At 69.1% G+C, this 22,634-nt stretch carries 20 protein-coding genes; 17 read left to right on the top strand and 3 right to left on the bottom strand.

From position 1 onward, the window contains the following. The first annotated feature begins 28 nt into the window (after window positions 1-28). Window positions 29-562 (top strand): DinB family protein, encoded by a 534-nt coding sequence (locus NC7_RS16790; RefSeq protein WP_067984152.1) that lies wholly within the window; start codon window positions 29-31, stop codon window positions 560-562. A gap of 189 nt (window positions 563-751) precedes the next feature. Beyond that, window positions 752-991 (top strand): hypothetical protein, encoded by a 240-nt coding sequence (locus NC7_RS16785; RefSeq protein ID WP_067984149.1) that lies wholly within the window; start codon window positions 752-754, stop codon window positions 989-991. A gap of 57 nt (window positions 992-1,048) precedes the next feature. Here NC7_RS16785 and NC7_RS29180 read toward each other — a convergent pair whose 3' ends face one another. Both NC7_RS29180 and NC7_RS16775 read right to left on the bottom strand, forming a co-directional pair. Next, on the bottom strand, window positions 1,049-1,399 hold the full coding sequence (locus NC7_RS29180) for a hypothetical protein (RefSeq protein WP_157102042.1): 351 nt from the start codon (window positions 1,397-1,399) through the stop codon (window positions 1,049-1,051). A 1,454-nt stretch (window positions 1,400-2,853) separates the two neighbouring features. After that, window positions 2,854-3,246, bottom strand: coding sequence for a hypothetical protein (locus NC7_RS16775; RefSeq protein WP_067984145.1), 393 nt, complete (start codon window positions 3,244-3,246; stop codon window positions 2,854-2,856). A 254-nt stretch (window positions 3,247-3,500) separates the two neighbouring features. Between NC7_RS16775 and hrcA the strand changes: the two genes are divergently transcribed. The 12 genes from hrcA (at window position 3,501) to NC7_RS16715 (ending at window position 18,677) form a co-directional block, all read left to right on the top strand. Further along, window positions 3,501-4,535: a heat-inducible transcriptional repressor HrcA gene (hrcA, locus tag NC7_RS16770; protein ID WP_067486696.1), complete on the top strand. Its 1,035-nt coding sequence runs from the start codon at window positions 3,501-3,503 to the stop codon at window positions 4,533-4,535. A gap of 134 nt (window positions 4,536-4,669) precedes the next feature. After that, window positions 4,670-5,824 (top strand): molecular chaperone DnaJ, encoded by a 1,155-nt coding sequence (gene dnaJ / locus NC7_RS16765; protein ID WP_067984143.1) that lies wholly within the window; start codon window positions 4,670-4,672, stop codon window positions 5,822-5,824. 4 nt (window positions 5,825-5,828) lie between these two features. Beyond that, on the top strand, window positions 5,829-6,569 hold the full coding sequence (locus NC7_RS16760; RefSeq protein WP_067984141.1) for a 16S rRNA (uracil(1498)-N(3))-methyltransferase: 741 nt from the start codon (window positions 5,829-5,831) through the stop codon (window positions 6,567-6,569). A gap of 161 nt (window positions 6,570-6,730) precedes the next feature. Further along, window positions 6,731-7,825, top strand: coding sequence for a PhoH family protein (locus tag NC7_RS16755; protein ID WP_067984277.1), 1,095 nt, complete (start codon window positions 6,731-6,733; stop codon window positions 7,823-7,825). A gap of 110 nt (window positions 7,826-7,935) precedes the next feature. Next, window positions 7,936-8,490: an rRNA maturation RNase YbeY gene (ybeY, locus tag NC7_RS16750; protein ID WP_067984139.1), complete on the top strand. Its 555-nt coding sequence runs from the start codon at window positions 7,936-7,938 to the stop codon at window positions 8,488-8,490. Between the two features lie 5 nt (window positions 8,491-8,495). Further along, entirely contained in the window at window positions 8,496-9,845 is a 1,350-nt protein-coding gene (locus NC7_RS16745; RefSeq protein ID WP_067984275.1) for a hemolysin family protein, read from the top strand. After that, a complete protein-coding gene (locus tag NC7_RS16740) occupies window positions 9,838-10,173 on the top strand; it encodes a cytidine deaminase-like protein (protein WP_067984137.1) in 336 nt (111 codons plus the stop codon). The genes NC7_RS16745 and NC7_RS16740 overlap by 8 nt, the downstream gene beginning before the upstream one ends. After that, entirely contained in the window at window positions 10,166-11,071 is a 906-nt protein-coding gene (gene era, locus NC7_RS16735; RefSeq protein ID WP_067984134.1) for a GTPase Era, read from the top strand. Before NC7_RS16740 ends, era begins: the two co-directional genes overlap by 8 nt. 85 nt (window positions 11,072-11,156) lie before the next feature. After that, window positions 11,157-14,003 (top strand): ABC transporter substrate-binding protein, encoded by a 2,847-nt coding sequence (locus tag NC7_RS16730; RefSeq protein ID WP_236573537.1) that lies wholly within the window; start codon window positions 11,157-11,159, stop codon window positions 14,001-14,003. A gap of 165 nt (window positions 14,004-14,168) precedes the next feature. Beyond that, window positions 14,169-15,773: a serine/threonine-protein kinase gene (locus NC7_RS16725; RefSeq protein WP_067984132.1), complete on the top strand. Its 1,605-nt coding sequence runs from the start codon at window positions 14,169-14,171 to the stop codon at window positions 15,771-15,773. Next, on the top strand, window positions 15,760-16,971 hold the full coding sequence (locus tag NC7_RS16720; protein ID WP_067984131.1) for a DUF7373 family lipoprotein: 1,212 nt from the start codon (window positions 15,760-15,762) through the stop codon (window positions 16,969-16,971). Before NC7_RS16725 ends, NC7_RS16720 begins: the two co-directional genes overlap by 14 nt. Then, window positions 16,968-18,677, top strand: coding sequence for a serine/threonine-protein kinase (locus tag NC7_RS16715; protein WP_067984130.1), 1,710 nt, complete (start codon window positions 16,968-16,970; stop codon window positions 18,675-18,677). Before NC7_RS16720 ends, NC7_RS16715 begins: the two co-directional genes overlap by 4 nt. Window position 18,678: 1 nt before the next feature. Here the strand turns inward: NC7_RS16715 and NC7_RS16710 are convergent, their stop codons facing one another. Next, complete coding sequence (locus NC7_RS16710; RefSeq protein WP_067984128.1) at window positions 18,679-20,103, bottom strand: amidase; 1,425 nt, start codon at window positions 20,101-20,103, stop codon at window positions 18,679-18,681. A gap of 144 nt (window positions 20,104-20,247) precedes the next feature. Between NC7_RS16710 and NC7_RS16705 the strand changes: the two genes are divergently transcribed. From NC7_RS16705 to recO, 3 genes are read left to right on the top strand one after another with little or no spacing between them, the layout of a single operon-like run. Beyond that, a complete protein-coding gene (locus NC7_RS16705; protein ID WP_067984125.1) occupies window positions 20,248-21,114 on the top strand; it encodes an alpha/beta fold hydrolase in 867 nt (288 codons plus the stop codon). Then, window positions 21,101-21,703, top strand: a complete 603-nt coding sequence (locus NC7_RS16700; protein ID WP_067984123.1) for a TetR/AcrR family transcriptional regulator — start codon at window positions 21,101-21,103, stop codon at window positions 21,701-21,703. Before NC7_RS16705 ends, NC7_RS16700 begins: the two co-directional genes overlap by 14 nt. 45 nt (window positions 21,704-21,748) lie before the next feature. Continuing rightward, a complete protein-coding gene (recO, locus tag NC7_RS16695) occupies window positions 21,749-22,519 on the top strand; it encodes a DNA repair protein RecO (RefSeq protein WP_067984121.1) in 771 nt (256 codons plus the stop codon). Window positions 22,520-22,634 lie beyond the last annotated feature (115 nt).

Raw genomic sequence — 22,634 nt, 5'->3', positions numbered from 1 at the left:
GCGGCGGTCCGGATGGCACGATCCGCCCGTGTCCACATCACGGAGTGAGTTGCTGCGGTGGCAGTTCGATCTCGTCTGGTCATTGTTCGACTACCACCTAGAGCGGTTGCGCGAGGAGGACTTTCTGTGGGAGCCGAGCGCGCTGTGCTGGACGATGCGCGAAGACTCCCTCGGCGGGTGGGTCGCCGACTGGACCGACGTCGAGCCCGATCCGATCCCGGTTCCGACCCTCGGTTGGCTCACCTGGCACATCGGCTGGTGGTGGAGCGTGGCCATTGATCACCTGCGGCAACGCCCACCGCGTGAACGCACCGATATCGTCTGGCCGGGACCAGGTGACGGCACCGTCGAATGGCTGCGTCGGCTCCGGCACGAGTGGCTCGACACCCTGACCGAACTCGACGACGCCGACCTCGATCTCCCGTCGGCGTACCCGTGGCCCGCCGACGCCGACTTGACGGTCGCGCATCTGGTCGGCTGGGTCGACGCCGAGCTGATGAAAAACGTCGCGGAGATCGGACAGCTCCGGTTGCAGCGCGCGGCGCACGATGCCGTTTCGTGACATCTTTTCGGCGGCGTGGTCGCGCTCACCCACGGTTCGATGATTCCCCGGTCACACCGATGATGTGGCCTGATGCACACCCGCCGGAGGGGGCGGACCACCGGGGTATCCGAAGCTGCTCTTCGGTGGGTTCAGCACCGAAGATAACGATTGGGGGCGTAGGCTTCGGGTCGAAACCTAGGGAGCTATATGTCCACCGAACGGCACATCACCCTCGTCCACGAGCAGAGCGAGTTCGCTGAGGCGCGCTCTGCCGAGAAGGCGGAGAACGCTCGCCAGTGCGCGGTCGCCGCACGGACGGTCGCTTCGCATTCCAACGATGCCGAAGACTGCGTGTCACTGTTGGCCATGCTCGGCCTCGACGCCCTCGCCGGTAAAGAAGTGGGCGCCGCCCACTCCCCGGCCCGCGTCGCCGCCCGCCGCGCCTGAGCGGTTCACAGTCGCCCGACCGGGGTGCCCGTGACGCGGCCTGTCCGTTCGCCCGCGTCATCGCGCACCCCGCACGGCCGAGTCGTGCCCTTCGCCACGCACCCCACCGATCACCCCGCCGGTGACTGTGGGTAGTGAGCAACCGAGCAACACATCGGTATTGGCCTCGGTAACCAAATAGACCGGCACGTCACGCACGCCTCCGTTCTTCGAGGCATCCGCCGCCGTCGGCACCACAGCCCCGGCGAAGCACCCCGCCCCCATCGTGGCCGACGTGGCGCCCGCCCCCCTGTCGTCGCCCGCATCCAGCCCGTCGGCGCCCCGATATCCGCCTCCGCCTCCGGCGCCCGGCCCGCCGACATTGACACTCACCCAGCCGAGACCCTGGCCGCTCGCCCCTGCGCGCATCCCCTCCGCATCGTGCAGGCAGGCCCATGCGCGCGCCGGTTCGGCACTGTGCTGGCCGAGTCCGCGTGTTCCTTCGGCGCCATGTTGGCTTGTTACTGCGCGCATTCCTTCGGTGCCGTGGTGACTGGATCCGGCGCGCGTTGCTTCGGCGCCTTGTGGGATGGCACCCGTACGTACCGCTCCGGCATCGTGCTGGATGGTTCCCGAGCGTGTGCCCTCCGCGGCTTGGCTGGTGAAGACCGCGCTCGGCCCGCCAGCCGGTCGAGTGCCTCTCTCGCTCGGTGACGTCGCCCGCTCCGCTTCCGTGCCGAAGTATCCCTCGGCGCTTGTAACCGCAGGCCACGCCGTACCTGGGTGTTGTGCGACACAAGAAGCGGATGAGGTCGAGGCCGAGGGGTCATCCGTTCGCTCGGCTGCTGACGCGTCGACTGCTACGACTTCGGCGCCCGCACCGTCCGGAACACGGGTTGTCGCCGCCACTTCGATGGTGCACGGGGTTCCGGCGGTCTGGGCGCAGAGGTGCGATCTGTTGTCGGGGTCTTCCCCCATCTCGAAGGTCGATGCCGCACGGCCCTCTTCATCGCTGAGCTCCACCGATCGGCCGTCGGGGCATACGGGACCCACTGAGGTCGAACACGATTCGATGGCGACACGTCCGGATCGGCTCCTCGGGTCGACAACTGTGTCGGCGGCAACGGTGATCGGGGTCGTGCCCGAGAACGCCGCTGATGCCTGCCCGGCCGCCGAAGCCGCGATCCGTGAAGTAGCGGTGGGTGATTCGTCTGTCCTGATCGACAGTGCTTCGCAATCTGTCTCTCGTTGTGCCGTAGAGCAATACAGCACATCGGCCATGGACGAGCGCACGGTTCGCCCGCTGTCGGAAGATGACGTCCGGTTCACAGTGGCATTCGGATGCCTGGCCGACGCAGATCCCGATGCCCCGGTCGAACCGACGGTGAACGGGGAACTCGGCAGCGGGATCATGGGTATTCGGCGATCGAGTTCGGCGAACGGCAGGACGTACCGCTCACGCAGCACGGCACGAGCCTCTGCTTCGCGCTCGATCGACTCCCGGAGGCCACCGGGGTCCGTGGACCATGCCGGGACCGAGACCACGTCGACGGCATCCGGAATCGCCCACTTGGTCGCGACGACGGCCTCTGCTGCGGCCTCCACCAACCCGGGCACGACCTCGAGAGCGGAGACCAGGTCTCGCGCTCGGCCGAGATATCGACGCAGGGACGAGATCGCCGCGTCGGCTCCCAGCCCCGACCATGCCGCGGGCAGCGCCGCTTCGATCGCATAGGCGAAGGCGTGCACGCCGTCTTCCCACCATCGCGCCAGCTGTCGAAACGTATCGGCTTGGGCAACAGCGTCGCCGACATCGAGCGTTGAAAATGCCTGCACGATGTCGCGATGCCGCCAGTGGTCGGCATTCTCGCCGCCGCCCGGAATCATCGGTCACCGATTGTCGGGAAGGAATGTCCCGGAACGGCTTCCGCCTCGGTGATGCGAGCGCCCCACTCCTGGTCGGCCGCCACCATACGGTCGTGCACCATCCGGTGCGCATCCCGGATGTCATCGACGATCCGGCGGTGGACCGCCATCGCGACACAGACCGCGTCCGCCGTCGCGCGGAACCGGGCCACCAGCGCCGGTCCGGATATCAGCCGAGCGTCACCCTCACCGAGACCCCAGCGGGTCTGTGACCCGATCCGCGCGGACGCCTCGGAGACCCGCTCGATCACCTCGAGAAACTCCACACACGCGCGATCGATCCCGGCGAATTCCTCGGGACACACCACGAGCGCCGAGCCACGCCCGTATCCATCATCACCGAACCCCATCGCAGATCCCTCCCGATCCGTAAAGATGCTGGTGAAGCACCTGATTCGGGATCGAACGTACGCCGGGCACCCGACCGCGACAAGCGCTGATCGAGGCCCTGTGGACAACTCGGCCCTGTGGAGAACTCACCGGAGAACGAGACAATTTAGACTGGACTACGAGACGCCCCGAGCGCCCTCGTGCGACTCTGTGCGCCAGCAGTACGACAACGCGGGCCGACGAGGTACCCGGCACGAGCGAGGAGGTGGGGTCGATGGCTTCGAGCACCGAGGATCGGCGATTCGAGGTCCTGCGAGCGATCGTCGCGGACTACGTCGCCACCAAGGAGCCGATCGGCTCGAAGTCGCTGGTCGAGCGGCACAACCTCGGAGTGTCCAGCGCGACGGTCCGCAACGACATGGCGGTGCTGGAGGCGGAGGGCTACATCACCCAGCCGCACACGAGTTCCGGCCGTGTGCCAACCGACAAGGGATATCGCGAATTCGTCGACCGGATCGCCGAGGTGAAACCACTCTCCGGCGCCGAACGTCGAGCGATCATGGAATTCCTCGAATCCGGCGTCGACCTCGACGACGTGTTGCGCCGAGGCGTGCGCCTACTCGCCCAGCTCACCCGTCAGGTCGCGGTCGTGCAGTATCCGACGGTATCGGCGTCGACGGTGCGCCACATCGAGGTCGTCGCCCTCAACCCCGCCCGCCTGTTACTGGTCGTCATCACCGACACCGGCCGCGTCGATCAGCGCATCGTCGACCTGGGCGCGGTCATCTCCGAGGACGACCTCGCCGCCGTGCGCGGCCTGCTCGGCGGCGCGATGGACGGCAAACTGCTGTCGGTGGCCAGTGCCTCGGTGGCCGGGCTACCCGAACGCGCGCCCGCCAAGATCCGCGACGTGCTGGTCCGGGTCTCCACTGTGCTGGTGGAAACCCTGGTCGAACACCCGGAGGAGCGCCTGGTGCTCGGCGGCACCGCCAACCTCACCCGCAATGTCGCCGATTTCGGCTTCCCCGGCTCGCTGCGCACCGTCCTCGAGGCGCTCGAGGAACAGGTGATCGTGCTGAAGCTGCTGGCCGCTGCCCAGCAGCCCGGCCAGGTCACCGTGCAGATCGGGGAGGAGACCCAGGTCGAGCAGATGCGCGGGACCTCCGTGGTGTCCACCGGGTACGGTGCGGCGGGCGCGGTGCTCGGCGGGATGGGCGTGCTCGGCCCGACCCGGATGGACTATCCCGGCACGATGGCGTCGGTGGCCACCGTCGCCCGTTACATCGGTGAGGTACTGGCCGAAAGGTGACCGCCGGGTCGGCGCCGACCCGGCAGGCACTGTTATGGTCGGTACTTCGACCGGGGTAAAGTTGAGTCGAACAGACTCATAGGATGCGCCCGGCGTTCGGCTGGACCACAGCGACCAAGGACTAGAGAACTCAAGTGGCACGGGATTACTACGGACTGCTCGGCGTCGGCAAGAATGCCACCGACCAGGAGCTCAAGCGCGCGTACCGCAAACTGGCCCGCGAACTGCACCCCGACGTGAACCCGGACGAGGCCGCCCAGGCCAAGTTCAAGGAAGTCTCCACCGCCTATGAGGTGCTGACCGACCCGGAGAAGCGCCGGATCGTCGACCTCGGCGGTGACCCGCTCGAAAACGGCGGCGGCGGTGCGGGATTCAGCGGTGCCGGGTTCGGCGGCCTCGGTGACGTGTTCGAGGCGTTCTTCGGCGGGATGAGTGGCCAGGGCGGCGGTGCGCGCAAGCCGCGCGGCCGGGTGCAGCCCGGGGCCGACTCGCTGATCCGCACCAGGCTGAGTCTGGCCGAGTGCGCGGTCGGTGTCACCAAGCACCTCACCGTCGACACCGCCATCCTCTGCGACCTCTGCCACGGCGCGGGCACCAACGGCAACTCCAAGCCGGTGCGCTGCGAAACCTGTGGCGGCGCGGGCGAAGTGCAGTCGGTGCAGCGTTCGTTCCTCGGCCAGGTACTCACCTCGCGTCCGTGCCCGACCTGTCGCGGCGCGGGCGAGGTCATCCCCGATCCGTGCACCAAGTGTGGTGGCGACGGCCGCGTGCGTGCGCGCCGCGAGATCGCCGCGCCGATCCCGGCCGGTGTCGCCAACGGCATGCGGGTGCGCCTGGCCGCTCAGGGCGAGGTCGGTCCCGGTGGTGGTCACGCCGGTGACCTGTACGTCGAGGTGGTCGAGCAGCCGCACGACACCTTCGTCCGCGACGGCGACGACCTGCACTGCACCGTCCGGGTGCCGATGGTCGACGCGATCCTCGGCACCACCGTGGTCGTCGACACCATCCTCGACGGACCGACCGAGCTCACCATCGCGCCGGGCACCCAGCCGGGCGAGGTCATCCACCTGCGCGGGCACGGCATGCCCCGACTCCGCTCGGGCGCGCGCGGTGACCTGCTTGCCCACCTCGACATCGTGGTGCCGACCAAACTCGACGGCAAGCAGACCGACCTGCTGCGCAAGTTCAAGGGCATGCGGGACAAGGACCGCGCCGAGGTGATGTCTTCGCAGTCCGAGCACAACAGCGGCCTGTTCGCCCGGCTGCGCGCCTCGTTCAGCGGTCGTTGACCCCGTGGCCGCCACGGTCTTCTACCTCGACGACATCCCCGAACCAGGCGCTGTCGCGGTGCTCGACGGACCGGAAGGTCGCCACGCCGCCACCGTGCGCCGGACGCGGGTGGGCGAGCTGATCACCCTGTCCGACGGACACGGTGTGCTCGCCGACTCGGAGGTGATCGCGGCGGCCAAGGACCGCCTCGAGCTCACCGTCCACGACCGCAGACTGGCCGAACCGGTCACCCCGCAGGTCACCGTGGTGCAGGCGCTGCCGAAGTCGGATCGTTCCGAGCTGGCCGTCGAGCTGATGACCGAGGCGGGCGCCGACCTGATCGTGCCCTGGCAGGCCGCGCGCTGCGTCGCCAACTGGGAGGCCAAGGCCGCCAAGGGCATCGAGAAGTGGCGGGCGGCGGCGAAATCGGCGGCGCGGCAGTCCCGGCGTGCCTACATTCCCGAGGTCGCCGGTCTGCATCGCACCCGTGACCTGCTCGAACTGGTGCGCGCGGCGAAGGCCGAGGGCGCGGTGGTCGCCGCGCTGCACGAATCCGGCACCGGCAAGTTCACCGAGCTGCCGCTCGCCGAGAGCAAGGAAGTGGTGCTCATCGTCGGCCCGGAAGGCGGACTCGACGACACCGAACTGACCGCCCTCGCCGACGCGGGCGCCGACATCGTGCTGCTCGGCCCGACCGTCCTGCGCACGTCCACCGCCGCGGCGGTCGCACTCGGCGCGCTGGGAGCGCTGACCACGCGCTGGTGAGATCGCGCCGACGGAGTACCCCGGTCGGGTAGCGACGGGCCTCTACCACGTCCCGGATTTAACCGCTGTGCGGTGTCGGTGGGCGGCGGTAAACTGGTCTCATCGAACACCAGGTCGAGACCGGAAGCAGGCTATAGCCACTTTTGAAGAACACAGGCGAGATCGGCGATCCCACCCTCCCCGTCCCAGGCGTCGGCACCGACGGCAACGGAGCATCCCCGGCGGCGCGAACCGTGCGTTCCAGCATCGAACTCGCCCCCGAATCCGTTTTCCCCTTCCTCGGCTCGGCCGACCAGAACCTTCGTCAGCTCGAGCAATTGCTTCCGGCCGACATCCACGTGCGCGGTAGCACCGTCACCATCACCGGCAAGGCCGCCGATGTGGCTCTGGCCGAGCGTGTCGTCGAGCAGTTGGTCGCGCTGACCGGCCGCAACCGGGTGATCACGCCCGAAGCGGTCCGCCACACCGTCTCGATGCTCACCGACTCGGGCGTGTCCGAATCGCCCGCCGAGGTGCTGAGTCTGGACATCCTGTCGCGGCGCGGCAAGACCATCCGGCCCAAGACACTGAACCAGAAGCGCTACGTCGACGCGATCGACGCGAACACCATCGTGTTCGGCATCGGTCCGGCCGGTACCGGTAAGACGTACCTGGCGATGGCCAAGGCGGTGCAGGCGCTGCAGAGCAAGCAGGTGACCCGCATCATCCTGACCAGGCCCGCGGTCGAGGCCGGTGAGCGGCTGGGCTTCCTGCCCGGCACGCTCAACGACAAGATCGACCCGTACCTGCGTCCGCTCTACGACGCCCTGCACGACATGATGGACCCGGAAGCCATCCCGAAGCTGCTGGCCTCCGGTGTCATCGAGGTCGCGCCCCTGGCGTACATGCGTGGTCGCAGCCTCAACGATTCGTTCATCATTCTCGACGAGGCGCAGAACACCACGGCCGAGCAGATGAAGATGTTCCTCACCCGTCTCGGCTTCGGCTCGAAGATGGTGGTCACCGGCGACGTCTCCCAGGTCGACCTGCCCAATGGGCAGCGCTCGGGTCTGCGGGCGGCTTCGGAGATCCTCACCGACATCGATGACATCCACTTCTCGGAACTCACCAGCTCCGATGTGGTCCGGCACCGGCTGGTCTCCGACATCGTCGACGCCTACGACCGCTTCGAGTCCGAGACCCGCGCGGTCCCCGCTCCGCACTACCCGGGCAACCGGGCCCAACGCCGGGCAGCGGGCCGAGCGGATCGCCGCTAGTTACCAGTCGCACGCTGCGATGATGTCGGTCGCTACGACGCGTCGTACTCGTGACGTCGCGTCGTAGGGCGGTGCGATGCACTCGCCCCCTCGGCCCGTACCCTGAACAGGTGAGCATCGAGATCGCCAACGAATCGGGTATGGACATCCCCGAAGAAGACCTGGTCAGCGTCGCGCGTTTCGTGATCGGGCGGATGGACGTGCATCCGGCCGCCGAATTGTCGATGGTGCTCGTCGATCTCGACACCATGGCCGACCTGCACGTGCGGTGGATGGACCTGCCCGGCCCCACCGACGTGATGTCGTTCCCGATGGACGAACTCGAGCCGGGCGGTCGCCCCGACAGCCCCGAGCCCGGTCCGTCGATGCTCGGCGACATCGTGCTGTGCCCCGAGTTCGCCATGGGGCAGGCGCAGAAGGCCGATCACTCGCTCGACCACGAGCTGGCCCTGCTCACCGTGCACGGCGTGCTCCACCTGCTCGGCTACGACCACGCCGAGCCGGAGGAGGAGAAGGAGATGTTCGCGCTGCAAGCCCAGCTGCTCGAGGAGTGGTATCAGAGCCTGCGCGAGGAGCAACTGCGCGCCGAATTGGCCGAGCGCGATGCCCGGCTGCTCGGTAAGGCAGGCTTCACCGCACCGGGTGACGCGCTGGGCCCCGCGTGACCTCGATGGTGCAGATCCTGCTCGCCATCGGGCTGATCGGGCTCGGTGGTGTCTTCGCAGGTGTCGACTCCGCCCTCAACACCGTGTCACGCGCGCGGCTCGACGACATGGTCCGCGAGGAACGGCCGGGCGCCGCACGGTTGCGCAAGATCGTCGACGACCGCCCCCGCTATGTGAACTTGATGGTGCTGCTGCGCATCCTGTGCGAGATCAGTGCCACCGTGTTGCTGGCCGCCGCGACGCTGGAGCTGTGGAGCCCGACGACGGCGCTGCTGGTCACCGCCGCGTCGATGGTCGTCGTCTCGTATGTGGTGATCGGGGTGGGCCCCCGAACCCTCGGCCGTCAGCACGCCTATTCGATCGCGTTGGCCGCCGCCGTCCCGATGCAGATCATCGGTGCGGTGCTGAGCCCGGTGAGCCGACTGCTGATCCTGCTCGGTAACGCGATCACCCCGGGTAAGGGGTTCCGCAACGGCCCCTTCGCCTCGGAGATCGAGCTGCGCGAAGTGGTCGACATGGCCCGTGAGCGCGGCGTGGTCGCCGACGACGAACGCCGCATGATCCAGTCGGTCTTCGAACTGGGCGACACCGCCGCCCGCGCGGTGATGGTGCCGCGCACCGAGATGGTGTGGATCGAGAACGACAAGACCGCCGCCCAGGCGATGTCGCTGGCCGTGCGCTCGGGGCATTCGCGCATCCCGGTGGTCGGCGAGAACGTCGACGACGTGCTCGGCGTCGTCTACCTGAAAGACCTTGTGCCCTATGCCGATCGCGCGCGCAAGGTGGCGGTGCGCGAGGTGATGCGCCCGGCCGTGTTCATCCCGGATTCCAAACCGCTCGACGCGCTGCTCGACGAGATGCAGCGCCGTCGCAACCACATGGCCCTGCTGGTCGACGAATACGGTGGCATCGCCGGGCTGGTCACCATCGAGGACGTGCTGGAGGAGATCGTCGGTGAGATCGCCGACGAATACGACATCGACGAGACCCCGCCCGTGGAGGACCTCGGCGAGGGCCGCTACCGCGTGTCGGCTCGGTTGTCGGTGGAGGACCTCGGCGAGCTGTACGGACTCGAGATCAACGACGAGGATGTCGACACCGTCGGTGGTCTGCTGGCCCACGAGCTCGGCCGTGTTCCGCTGCCCGGTTCCAAGGTGACCGTGCACGGCCTGGTGCTGCGCGGCGAGGGCGGCGCCGACTCCCGGGGGCGGATGCGGGTGAACACCGTGCTGGTGCGCCGCTCGGCCGACAAGGACAAGAAGACAGACAAGGCCCGCACGGGTCGCCCCGACGAGGCATCGACCGAGACCGATCCGGTGACGGTGCCCGCAGACAACGGAGAGACCGATGAGTGAACTCGACGCAGAGGACAACAAACTGCTGGTACTCGCGCGTGGCGCGCTCGGCCGCACGGGCGGTGCGAGCGGGGCGGCGGTGCGTGACACCGACGGCCGCACCTACGCCGCGGGCGAGGTGAACCTCACCGCGCTGCGCCTGACCGCGTTGCAGGCCGCCGTCGCCGCGGCGATCTCCAGTGGCGCCGAGGGTTTCGAGGCGGCCGTTGTGGTCGGCGCGAGCGAGGCCGACGCGGGCAGTGACGCGGTGCGCGAGGTGTCGCCCGGCGCCGCCGTGATCCACACCGATCGTTCCGGTGCCGTGCTGAGCGAGGTGCGCGGTGGCTGACAAGGAATTCCGGTCCGGCTTCATCTGTTTCGTCGGCCGCCCCAACACCGGGAAGTCGACCCTGACCAACGCCATGGTCGGCTCGAAGATCGCGATCACCTCCTCCCGTCCGCAGACCACGCGCCACACCATCCGTGGCATCGTGCACCGCGACCACGCCCAGCTCATCCTGGTCGACACGCCGGGCCTGCACCGTCCGCGCACCCTGCTCGGACAACGCCTCAACGACCTGGTGCGCGACACCTACTCCGAGGTCGACGTGATCGCGCTGTGCATCCCGGCCGACGAGAAGATCGGCCCCGGCGACCGTTGGATCGTCGAGCAGATCAAGCAGATGGCGCCCAAGACCACCGTGCTCGGCGTGGTCACCAAGATCGACAAGGTGAGTCGCGATCAGGTGGCCCACCAGTTGATGGCGGTGTCGCAACTGCTCGGTCCCGAGGCCGAGGTGGTTCCGGTGTCGGCGGTCAAGGGTGAGCAGGTCGAGGTGCTCGTCGACGTGATCGCGTCGAAGATGCCCGAGGGCCCGGCGTTCTACCCCGACGGCGAGATCACCGACGAGCCAGAGGAAACCCTCATGGCCGAGCTGATCCGCGAGGCCGCCCTCGAAGGTGTGCGCGACGAACTGCCGCATTCGCTGGCCGTGGTGATCGAGGAGATCCAGCCCTACGAGGCCAACGAGGACATGCTCGAGGTGCATGCCCTGCTGTACGTGGAACGGCCGAGCCAGAAGGCGATCATCATCGGCAAGAACGGTTCTCGCCTCAAGGAGGTGGGGACCAACGCCCGCAAGCAGATCGAGCACATCCTCGGCACCCGGATCTACCTGAATCTGCACGTGAAGGTCGCCAAGGACTGGCAGCGCGACCCCAAACAGCTGGGGAAGCTGGGTTTTTGACCGTTTGCGCGTCGGTGGTTCGGGGTATCGTTCGGCGAACGCGCCGGTTGTGATCGGCGTTGTTCGCTGATCACCCCGGGGAGGCGTGGACGTGCCCGATGCCAACGATGTCGGCAAGCTGCTGGAACTGCTGCGGGCGCTGGAAATCCCCGACACCCGGCCGCGCGTGTGGCGCACGCTGGTGCACGGCAGGCGCACCCTGCCACGGCCGATCGTCGAAATGGTCGGCTTACAGGGCCACACCGCGTTGGTCAACGATCTCTACAGCTGGCTGGGGGAGTCCGGTGGCAGGCGGGCCACCCCGCGCGTCAGGATCGACCTGCACGCTCCCGATCTGCCGCCCACCCGGCTCAGCCCGGATGTCAACGCGTTCAACGCCGGTCCGCACGCCGACGACCAGGAGATCCCGGACCACTGTCTGCCGATCATCCAGCACCTGGTCGCCGGTTTCGCGACCGACGACACCGCGATGGGCGCCATCAAGTTCCCGCGCTACCGCACCGCCGACTGGCTGACCAGACAGCGCGTCACCTCCGACGAATCCGAGGCGCCGGACGAACTGCGCAGGCGCCTGCCCAAACTGCTGCGCAGCGGCGGCCCGACGAGTCGTTCCGACACCGCCGAAGGTGTTGCGGGCGATATGTTCTCCCAGTTGATCTTCGGCGTCTTCGCGCTGTGGCCGATCCTGCGGCTGTGGTTGTGGGTGTCGGGACGCATTCCCGGCATGTCGAAGGTGACCCGCTGGTTCCTGCACCAGCGCTACCTCGCGCCCGAATTGTCGGGCAGTTTCCTCGGTTTCGCGGCCCGGCTCACCGCCTCACACCGGGTGGACGAGAACGAGGAACAGGTCGCCAAACTCCTGATCCACGCCTTCCTGGAGGACCTGCGCGACGCCTATCGTCGCCGCATCTGGCGGCCGTCGAGTTGGCGGCGCACCGCCTATCCGGTCGCGCTGCTCGGTGGTCTGAGCGAGGGCGGTGACGGGGCGCGCATCCTCACCTGGATCAACGAGATCCGCAACGAGACCGGCCTTTTCGACCCCCTCGTGGTCGTCGCCTTCCGCGACGAGGGCCCGTCGCGTGAGGTGGGGGAGCTGTCGAACATCAGTGACCTGCGCACCCTGCGCACGCTGGAAAGCCTCGCCGATCAGCCGACCGCACAACCACCCGACCCGTTGCAGATCTGGATCAGGGAGATCGACAGCAGGCGGACCCACCGCCAGGCCGACGCCTGGTTCCTGCCGCTACGAGCGCTGATTCCGCCGGATTCCACCCCGCGCGTGGGTGATCCCCGTTTCCGCGGACAGTCGTTGCCGCCCGCACCGCCGATGGCCTCGCGCAGCTGGTTCGTCGGGTTGTGTGTGCTGATCCCGATCGTGCTGGCGGTGGCCGCCGCCCTGGTCTACTTCCCGCCGCTGCGTGGCGCGTCGTGTTCGCACTGGCCGTGGACGACGGGGGTGAGCGTCAGCCTGGTCGACGGCGAGTGTGTCGGCTACAGCGACAACGTCGCCCAGACCTTCGCCGACGACCCGGAACTGTCGGCCATGCAGCGCGAGGTGTTCCGCCTGAACGAGGCGGCGGCGAGCGCGCAGGCGAGCAACCCGAACCGGCCGCTCGTCTCACTGGTGTACTTCGCCGGACTCAGCTACGTCGATACCAATGTGCGCTACCCGCACGCGCAGGTCGAGGAGCTGGCCGGACTCGCGGTGCAGCAGCGGCGGGCGCTGCTCGCCTCCGACGAGTCGGAACCGTTGCTGCGCGTTGTCGTCGCCAACGGCGGTTCGGACATGCGCCACGCCCGCTGGGTCGTCGAGCACAAGCTGCGCCCGCTCGTGGCCGACGACTCGAGTGTGCTCGGTGTGGTCGGCATCGACCGCAGCACCGACGAAACCCGCCGGGCCATCACCCGATTGGGTGAACTGGGTGTGCCCGCGGTCGCGACGACGCTGTCGGCCGACGGGCTCGAGCAGGCATCGCCGCTGTATTTCCAGGCGGCGCCGAGCAATGCGGTCCAGGCCCAGTTGGTCGCCGACTACATGCAGGGTGCGCGCGCCGACGACGGAACTCCGCGCTACGACAAAGTCACGATCTACCACCCCGAAGCACCCGACGATCTGTACGTGACCACCTTGGTCGAAGACCTCCAGAGTGAGCTCACCGAACGCGGTGTGACGCACCGGAGTACGAGCTGGCGCGCCCAGCAGGAGCTCTACGGTCTGCCCGCACCGTGCGAGGCGGAGTCCTTCGACCGGCGCGAACTGCTGTTCTTCGCGGGCCGCAACGACGACTTCCCCACCTTCGCCAAGGCGCTCAGCCGCGGGTGCATCAGCGGCGACGGCCCGGCACTGCTCGGCAACGACGCGGTGACGAGACTGATCACCGATCCGCGTGCGACCATCGCCCTGCCCGCCAATCTGACCGTCCGCTACGTGGCAAAAGCGGCACCGGTGATGCTCGGCGGCGCCGACTGCGTGAAGGGCGTCGGCAAACTCGGCGACCGGCCGGTGCCGTTCGAACACGAACAGTTGTGTGCCGAGCTCGCCGGTCTCATCGAGGATTTGCGCGCCTACCCCGACATGACCGAATACCAGCCGACGTGGGCAGGCGACCGGACCGGCCTCGCCTTCGACGTGAGCGGGCTGTTCCTGCAGGCGGTGCGTGCCAGCCGAGGCGTACTCGGCGACCAGCCGCCCAACCGGACCGCGATCGCGGTGCAGCTGCGCGAGGCCGACTATCGCGGCGTCACCGGAACCCTCGGTTTCTCCACCAAGCGGGTGGCCGACGGGTCGTCGATCGCGGTGCTCGTCACGACCGCCGTGGGTGGGAACGGCCCGCAGCGGTGCCTGATGATGTTCCCGCGCCAGCCAGGTCAGGACGGGTGTCCGGCGGGGACCAAGAGCGATCTGGAAAGTTGGCGCGAACCCGGCAGATAGCGTGCTGGGGTCGTGATCGTGGCCCCGCACAGCCTGATTCATGTTGTTATAGTCACTCGAACATCGTCGCCGAACCCGCTCGGTGGGTGGCGATCGTCCGGTGCCGTGGCACCGGGTGTCTGTCGGAAGGGTCCCGGCAGAATGGAGCGTGGGAGAGTTCGGGCGGTGAGTATTGCCGAGGGCGCGGAGTTCGCGGGCTATCTGATCGAGCGACGCCTCGGCAGCGGTGGCATGGGCACCGTCTACCTGGCCAAGCATCCGCGACTGCCCCGCCACGACGCGATCAAGATCCTCGCCGACGACCACGCGGGCGACACCGAGTTCCGGGCCAGGTTCCTGCGCGAGGCCGAACTGGCCGCCGGACTCACCCATCCGAATCTCGTCGCCGTGCGCGATCGCGGCGAGGTCGACGGCAAGCTCTGGATCGCCACCCAGTACGTCGCCGGAGCCGACGCCGCCGAACTCGTCCGGCGCACCCCCACCGGGCTCGATCCCGCGCGGGCGGTCCACATCATCGGCGAGGCCGCGCGTGGACTCGACGCGGTGCACCGCGCCGGACTGCTGCACCGTGATGTGAAACCCGCCAACATTCTGGTGGCCGAGGATCCGGGCAAACCGGACCGGGTACTGGTCACCGATTTCGGCATCGCCCGTCGGGCCGAGGACACCGCCACGCTGTCCGCGGGCGGTGGATTCACCGCGACCCTGTCCTACGTGTCGCCCGAGCAACTCGGTGGCGAGCGCGTCGATCTGCGTGCCGATGTCTACGCGCTCGGTTGCTCGCTGTTCCAGCTGCTCACCGGCTCGGTGCCGTTCCCCCGGCAGACGCCCGCCGCGGTGATGTACGCCCATCTGCACGAACCGCCGCCGCGGCCGTCGGCGCTGCGGCCAGGACTTCCGGCGGGTTTCGACGCGGTGATCGCGCGGGCTCTGGCCAAAGACCCGGCCCAACGGTTCGATTCGTGTGGTGCGCTGGCCGCGGCGGCACGCGAGGCGATGCACGGGTCCGCGTCATCGGAGCCAGCGGCGCCCACTTCCGCTTCGCTGCCGAGCTCAGCACCACCGCTCCCGCCATTCGGCGCGGCAGTGGGGGAGTCGCGCGCGGGCTCCTTCCCCGACGATCCGTTCGCGGCGGTGCTGCTGCCACGGCGCACCCCCTTCGCCCGGCTCGTCCGCCGCCGTGGTTTCCGAATCGCGGTGGCGGCGGTATTCGTCGTCGGCATCGTCACGGCCGCGATGCTGGGGACCGGCGGCGGCACCGAGTCGTCGACGAATGCCGACGTGACCACCTCGCCACCACCGCTCCCACCCGCGACCGCGTGGGGCGTCTACAGCTTCGTCGCTGACCTGTTTCCCGACCTGCTGCCCGCCTATCAACTCGGTGTCGGGTACCAGGAGATGAGTGCCTGTTACATGATCGACGACAAGGGTGATCACATCCCGACCGACACACTCGCGCCGTTCGCGCGGATGCGCTGTGAAGGCAACCGCGACCCGGCGGTATCGGTCACCCTCGAGTGCAATACCGATCGCTCGCTGATGCTGGTGCCGCCGAGCACGGACACGGTGGAGGGCAGCGAAGAGTGGCGGCGCGCGTCCGGGAGCGGAAATCTGCACTGGGGCAGGAACACCGATCTGGACGGTGGTGTCGTCGGTAACCTGTCGATCTACTTCGACGATGCCGCCAGGTCGTTCTGCCGGATCAGGGTCGTCGGCGGCGCCGACGGCGCCGAACTGCGCGAGAGGTGGTGGCCCGATGCGCCGCTGTGACGCGCGCCTGGCCAGTGGTCTGCTCGGCGTTGTGCTCGTGGCCGCCGCAGTGACCGGCTGCCAGGTATCCGGGAGCGCGGAGCCGGTCCGCGTCGACCTCGCCACCTTGGACTACGGGCACTACCAGCATGTTCCGCTGACGGCGCCACCGGGGACCGAATACTCGGGCCGGGTGATCGAGTCGCTCCGGATCGGTGAGGTCATGGTCAATCCGGCCAAAGCCGATTCCGCGCTGTCGGTCCCGCCCCCCGACAAGGAAGCCGTTCCGCTGCCGACCCCGGCCAAGGTGTCGGGCGTGCTGTCCGAACAGGCACGTGCCGTGCTCACCGAACACGGCATGCTCGCCGGTTTCCTCGTCGCCGGGACCGACACCGCCCACACCCGGCAGCTGACGGTGCTGGCTCTGCGCATGCCGAACGCAGCCGCGGCGACCGCGGCGGCGGCCGGACTCGACGCCACCGACGCGGCGGTCAGCGCCGACAATGTCGCGGTATCGATTCCGAAGTACCCTGCGGCCAAGGCGCATTGGCGTCCCACGGTGGCGAGCATGGCGGCCACCATCGCCCACGGCGCGTTCGTGGTGAGCGTGTACGCCGTGCACACGACCCCCGATGCCGCCGCGCTGACCACCCTGATCAGCGCGGCGTTCGACGCGCAGTTGCCCGAGCTCGACCGCTTCGTGCCGACGCCGCCCGAGCGGTTCGCCGACCTGCCGATCGATGGTGAGGGCATGCTCGCCCGGATGGTTCCGGAGAAGGTGGGGCGGTGGTCGTCGCCCGCGGTGGTGCTGGTCGACGCGGACAACATCGCAGGTGGCAAGGGCGTGCTGCACGCCAGGGGCGTGGTGTACGGCCCCAACGCGACCTTTCTGATGGGTAGCCGCCAACAGCGGACCTCGGCGAATGCCCTCGCACTGGTCGGCTTCGACGGACTCAAGCGCTACTTCGATGCCACCGAGGCGCGCCGAGCCTACGAGCGCGGCATCACCAGCTGGACCGACCTGCGGCTGCTGCCCGGTCCCTCGGGCATCGAGGACATCCGGTGCGGCGACGCAGGCGCGGTGGGGAGCGAGCCGGAAGTCCGGTACGTGTGCGCACTGCTGCACGGCCGCTATATCGCCACCGTCTTCGCGCCGACCGAGCAGCAGATCCGACAGAAGGCGTCGGCCCAGTACAGCCTGCTGGAGCTGGCCGAGTGAGCGAACAGCTGCGCCCTGGTGCGGTCTTCGCCGGGTACGTGATCGAGCGCGTCCTCGGCAGCGGCGGCATGGGCACCGTCTACGCCGCGCGTCATCCGCGTCTGCCGCGCTCGGACGCGCTCAAAGTGCTCAGCGACGCGCACAGTGCCTCCGCCGAATTCCGGGCCCGGTTCGTCCGGGAGGCCGAACTGGCGGCCCGCATCGACCATCCGAACGTGGTGGCTGTGCACGATCGCGGCATCGACCAGGGCGCGCTGTGGATCGCGATGCAGTACGTGGCAGGCACCGATGCCGCGTCCGTGCTGCGCGATGGTGTGCCCGATCCTCGGCTGACTCTGCACATCGTCGCCGGAGCCGCCGCCGGTCTGGACGCGGCCCACCGCGCCGGACTGCTGCACCGCGACGTCAAGCCCGCCAATCTGATGCTGGAATCGCGTGTGGGGGAACCGGAGCGGGTGCTGGTCGCCGATTTCGGCATCGCCAAATCCGGTACCGACGGCACCGCGTTGACCGAGTCCGGCGTGTTCCTGGCCACCCTCGCCTACGCGGCACCGGAATTGATCCGGCTCGACGCCGTCGACCATCGTGCCGACCAGTACTCGCTCGGCTGCACGCTCTACGAGCTGCTCACCGGTCGCAAACCGTTCCCGCGCGAGACGCCCGCCGCCGTCATCAACGCGCACCTGACCGCGCCGCCACCTCGGCCCACCGAGCTGAATCCGCACCTACCACCCGCTGTCGATGCGGTGATCGCCCGAGCGCTGGCCAAGAACCCCGACGACCGGTATGCCAGCTGCGGGGCCCTCGCGGCTGCCACGGCCGCGGCTTTCGGCACCCCGGTGCCTCCGACGGCGCGGATCGGTGCGCCCGAGGCGGTGCTGCCACGAAATCCGCCGAGCGGACGGCCCAGCGCGTCACCCGGGGTCGCTGTCTCGAGCGCCGCACCGGGCACGCCGCACGGCGGACAGGGTCATCGGCCGGATGCGCCGGGCGACGCACGCGCGCAGGTTGTTCCGCGAGTCGCGCAGAGCGTGTCGGGTGGTCCGCGAGGTGCCGAGCAGCCGTGGGCCACGCCCCGCATCAGCCCGGCCGGTGACCCACCGCGCAGGCGATGGCCGCTGGTCGCCGGAGCGGCCGTCCTGGTCACCGCCGCCGCGATCGCGGCAGGAATCGTCGCCCTCAACCGTGACGAACCGACGACCCCCGAGGTCGCCGCGACATCGGCGGCCCCGACGACCGCCGCCGAATCACCGTGGAAGGCACACGAATACATCGTGCGCGCGTTTCCCGAGTTGCTCCCCAAGTCGCCGTTCGCCAGCGGCTACCAGGGCACCCGTTGCGCCGCGATCGACAAGGAATACAACCCAGTTCCACTGGACCAGCTCGGCGACATGGGCACCCTCAGCTGCAACGGCGACCGCAACCCGGTCGAGCGGATGACGGTGGCGTGCAAGGGCAATCGCGCGCCCGGCACCGCGGGCAGCTTCGACGACGCCCTCACGACCAGGGAAGAGCAGTGGGAGCGGCCGTCGGGGCGGGGCCGGATCGTCATCGAGGACATCCCCGGCCGCGTTCCCGGTACGGTCGCCGGTGCGCTGAGCATCCAATTCGACGACACGGCCCGCAACTTCTGCCTGATCGTCGTTCTCGGCGGGGCGAACGGCACCGACCTCTACAACCGCTGGTGGGTGAACGCCCCGCTCTGACTCACCACCACGGTGTCGGGCGGTGGCGCTCCCAGCGCAATTCCGATTCCAGCTGTGCGGCCAGCGAGATCAGCATCGGCTCGGTGTCGGCCGTGCCCATCAGTTGCGCGCCGATCGGGAGACCGTCGTCGGTGAATCCGGCGGGAACGTTCACGCTCGGCCACCCGAGGACATTCCACGGCCAGGTGTACGGGCAGGCCCCGGTGATGAGGTTGTTGGTCGCGCCGACGCCGATGCCGTCGATGTCTTCGGCGCGTGGGGGAGGGGTGGCGGTGGTGGGGGCCAGTACCAGGTCGTAGTCGTCGAAGAACCCGCCGATCCGCTTGTGCAGCAACGGTTCCAGGCGGCGCGCGGCGAACAGTGCGGGGCCGTCGAGCAGGCGGCCGATGCGGGCGTTGGCGGTCGTGCGCGGGTCGACGACGGCGCCGGGCATGGCGCGGTGCACCTTGCTGATGCCCGACAGTGAGCGCGGCAGGAACGACGCGCCGATCAGCAGACCGTAGTGCAGGTCGGCGACGGTCACCGTGTGGCCGAGCTCGCGCAGGGTGCCCGCCATCGCGCGCACGGCGGCGGCGATCTCGGGATCGAGGGCCGTCTTGGTCGCTGTGAACGGAATAGCGAGGGAGACAGCGATTCTCAGCTTGCCCGGATCGCGACCGAGCGCGGCGCGCGCGTCGATCGGGGCCGGGGTGTGCAGATCGCCCTCGTGCGGACCTGCGGCGACGTCGAGCAGCAGGGCAGCGTCGGCCACCGTGCGCGCCAGCGGTCCGTTGACGGTGAGTCCGTGGAACGCCTCGGGCAGCGGCCAGGTGGAGATGCGGCCGCGCTGCGGTTTGATGCCGACCAGGTTGGTCCACGCCGCCGGGATCCGCACCGAACCCGCGCCGTCGGAACCCAGTGCGGCAGGAACCATTCCGGCCGCGACGGCGGCGGCCGACCCGCCCGAGGAACCGCCGGGCGTGCGGGTGCGATCCCACGGGTTGCGGGTGTGGCCGAACGCCGCGCCACTGGTGAACGGCAGCTGACCGAGTTCGCAGGTGTTGGCCTTGCCGACGATCACCGCACCCGCCGCCCGTAACCGGCGCACCGATTCGGCGTCCTCGCTCGCGCGCGCGAACTCGCCACCGCAGCCGAAGGCGGTGGGCTCCCCGGTCACATCGGTGTCGTCCTTGACCGCGACGGGTACTCCGAGCAGCGGCAGTCGGACACCGGCGGCCAGCCGAGCGTCGGCCTCGGCGGCCTCGCGCAGTGCGGCCGCGCGGCGCACCACACGGAAGGCGTTGAGCGTCGGCTGGGACGCCTCGATGCGGTCGAGGGCCTCGGTGACGGCGGCCACCGAGGTGGTGGTGCCGTGGGTGAGGGCCGAGGCGAGTTCGGCGAGGCCGAGGTCGGCCGGTGGCGGCGCGATGCGGTCGGGCGCGGACATGTGAACTCCGTCTCTGCGGGCAGGTGGCTCGACGGTATCCCGCAACTGGTCACTCGTCCACATACCCTAGGTGTAATTCATCTAGACATACATTCAGTATGTATGTAACAGTGGAGACCAATCATTCGATCAGGGGAGGACCCCATGGGAATCAGCTCAGCACTCGGCCCGGCACCCGACCTCGCGCTGTCGTCCGGGCGCCTCCGGTATCACGACATCGGAACCGGATCGCCGGTCGTGTTCGTCCACGGCCTGCTCGTCAACGCCGATCTCTGGCGCGGTGTGATCCCCGGCCTCGTCGCGGCCGGGCACCGCTGCCTCGCCCCGGACTGGCCGCTCGGCTCGCACTCGATTCCGATGCCAGAAGCCGACCTCACCCCCGTGGGCCTGGCCGACCTGATCGCCGAATTCCTCGACGCGCTCGACCTCACCGATGTCACGATCGTCGCCAGCGACACCGGCGGCGCGCTCACCCAGATCCTGATGACCCGGCACCCGGAGCGGATCGGTCGCGTCGTCCTGGCCGCTGTCGACTGCTTCGAGGTCTTCCCGCCGCAGCCCTTCACCACCCTGGTCCGCCTGGCGAAGCTCCCGGGCGCCGTCGCCGCGCTGCTCGCCCCGTTGCGCTGGCGACCCGCGCAGCGGCTGCCACTTGCCTTCGGCTGGGTGACCAAACACGCACTGCCCCGGGCGATCGCGGAGTCCTACCTGGGGCCTGCTCGCCGCGACCCAGGGATTCGGGCGGACCTGCGCCGGTTCGCCGCGGGTGTGGACGCTCGGTACACGCTGGCCGCCGCGCACCGATTCGCCGAGGTCGACCTGCCGGTTCTCGTGGTCTGGTCCACCGAGGACAAGCTGTTCCCGATGTCGCTGGCGCAGCGCTTGGTCGCAGCCCTGCCTCGGGCGAGTCTGCGCACCGTCGGCGATTCCTACACCTTCCTTCCCGAGGACCAGCCGGAGTTGCTCACCGAACTGATCGTGGAGTTCACTCGGCTGCATGCAGCGCCGTAGTCAGGAGGACCGCTCCCGCACCACCAGGACCGCGCTCGAGCGGGCAGGCCGTGACCTGTTCGCCGAGGGCGGCTTCGCGGGCACCTCCGCCGAGCAGTTGGTGGCGGCCGCCGGTGTCACCCGCGGTGCCCTGCACCACCACTACGGCGACAAACGCGGGCTGTTCCTGGCGGTGCTGGAACAGATCGAAACCGAGGCCACCGCCGAGATCGCGCGCGCGATCGCCGCCGTCGACCCCGCTGACGTCGTCGCCGGGATGACCGCCGGACTGGCCTGCTTCCTCGATATCTGCGGCCGCCCGGAGATGCTGCGCATCGTTCTGATGGATGCCCCGACGGTCCTCGGCTGGCCCGCCTTCCGTGAGTTCGAAGCCCGGCACGGCCTCGGCCTGCTCACCGCCGAACTCCAGCGCGCCGTCGATTCCGGCCTGGTTCCCTCGGTCCCGGTTCCGGTGCTCGCGCAGCTGCTGCTCAGCGCGATCACCGAGGCGTCGCTGATCGTCGCGCACGCCGAGGACCCCGACCGCGCCCGTGTCGAAACCCAACAGTCGCTGCTGCTGCTCATCACCGGTCTGCTCAGGCAGAGCTGACGTGTCCGTGGCCGCGGTGTCGTGGCGACGTGGAAGACTGGGCGCGTGCGGTTGTATCGGGACGAGGCGGTGGTGGTCCGTCAGCACAAGCTGGGCGAGGCCGATCGCATCGTCACGCTGCTGACCAGGCAACACGGGTTGGTGCGCGCGGTCGCCAAGGGAGTGCGGCGGACCAAGTCGAAGTTCGGTGCCCGGCTCGAGCCGTTCGCCTACATCGACGTGCAGTTGCATCCCGGCCGCACGCTCGACATCGTCACCCAGGTCACCACCGTCGAGGCGTTCGCCGCCGACATCATCGACGACTACGGTCGCTACACCACCGCCTGCGCGATCCTCGAGACCGCCGAACGCCTCGCCGGTGAGGAGCGCGCCCCCGCGCCGAAACTGCACGCGCTCACCGCGAGCGCCCTGCGCGCCATCGCCGCCAAGAAGCGCCCACACGAACTGATCCTCGACGCATACCTGTTGCGCGCCATGGGTTTCGCCGGTTGGGCGCCCGCGCTCGACGAGTGCGCCCGCTGCGCGACCCCCGGCCCGCACCGTGCCTTCCACGTCGCCGCCGGTGGCGCGGTGTGTGTGCACTGCCGCCCACCCGGCGCGAGCACGCCCGCCGCCGGGGTGCTCGATCTGCTCGTCGCCCTGCTGAAAGGGGAGTGGGCCTACATCGCGCAGGTGCCCGACTCGGTGCGTCGTCAGGCCAGCGGTCTGGTCGCCGCGCATCTGCAGTGGCATCTGGAACGGCAGCTGCGCACCCTGCCGCTGATCGAGCGCAGTCGCGTCGATCCCGACCCCGCGACGGCGGGTCGCGCGGGCTGAGAGCACGACCGCCGCCGGGGCTCGGTCGGGGATCAGGCAGCGACAGTGGAGCCCGTGTTGCGATGCGGTCGGACCGCGCCGCCGGAGCCCGTGTGAGGCTCGGTGGGGGATCGGG

The organism is Nocardia caishijiensis NBRC 108228 (assembly GCF_001612825.1).
In the GTDB taxonomy this organism is placed as follows: domain Bacteria; phylum Actinomycetota; class Actinomycetes; order Mycobacteriales; family Mycobacteriaceae; genus Nocardia; species Nocardia caishijiensis.
This window is presented reverse-complemented; position numbering and strand designations above follow the sequence as displayed.

Excerpts from the sequence above, each read along its gene's own strand:
- NC7_RS16745 (WP_067984275.1), top strand. The coding sequence starts at position 8,496 with ATGGTGCAGATCCTGCTCGCCATCGGGCTGATCGGGCTCGGTGGTGTC.
- NC7_RS16740 (WP_067984137.1), top strand. The coding sequence starts at position 9,838 with ATGAGTGAACTCGACGCAGAGGACAACAAACTGCTGGTACTCGCGCGT.
- NC7_RS16710 (WP_067984128.1), bottom strand. The coding sequence starts at position 20,103 with ATGTCCGCGCCCGACCGCATCGCGCCGCCACCGGCCGACCTCGGCCTC.
- NC7_RS29180 (WP_157102042.1), bottom strand. The coding sequence starts at position 1,399 with ATGCGCGCAGGGGCGAGCGGCCAGGGTCTCGGCTGGGTGAGTGTCAAT.
- NC7_RS16700 (WP_067984123.1), top strand. The coding sequence starts at position 21,101 with ATGCAGCGCCGTAGTCAGGAGGACCGCTCCCGCACCACCAGGACCGCG.
- NC7_RS16705 (WP_067984125.1), top strand. The coding sequence starts at position 20,248 with ATGGGAATCAGCTCAGCACTCGGCCCGGCACCCGACCTCGCGCTGTCG.
- NC7_RS16785 (WP_067984149.1), top strand. The coding sequence starts at position 752 with ATGTCCACCGAACGGCACATCACCCTCGTCCACGAGCAGAGCGAGTTC.
- NC7_RS16775 (WP_067984145.1), bottom strand. The coding sequence starts at position 3,246 with ATGGGGTTCGGTGATGATGGATACGGGCGTGGCTCGGCGCTCGTGGTG.
- NC7_RS16720 (WP_067984131.1), top strand. The coding sequence starts at position 15,760 with ATGCGCCGCTGTGACGCGCGCCTGGCCAGTGGTCTGCTCGGCGTTGTG.
- hrcA (WP_067486696.1), top strand. The coding sequence starts at position 3,501 with ATGGCTTCGAGCACCGAGGATCGGCGATTCGAGGTCCTGCGAGCGATC.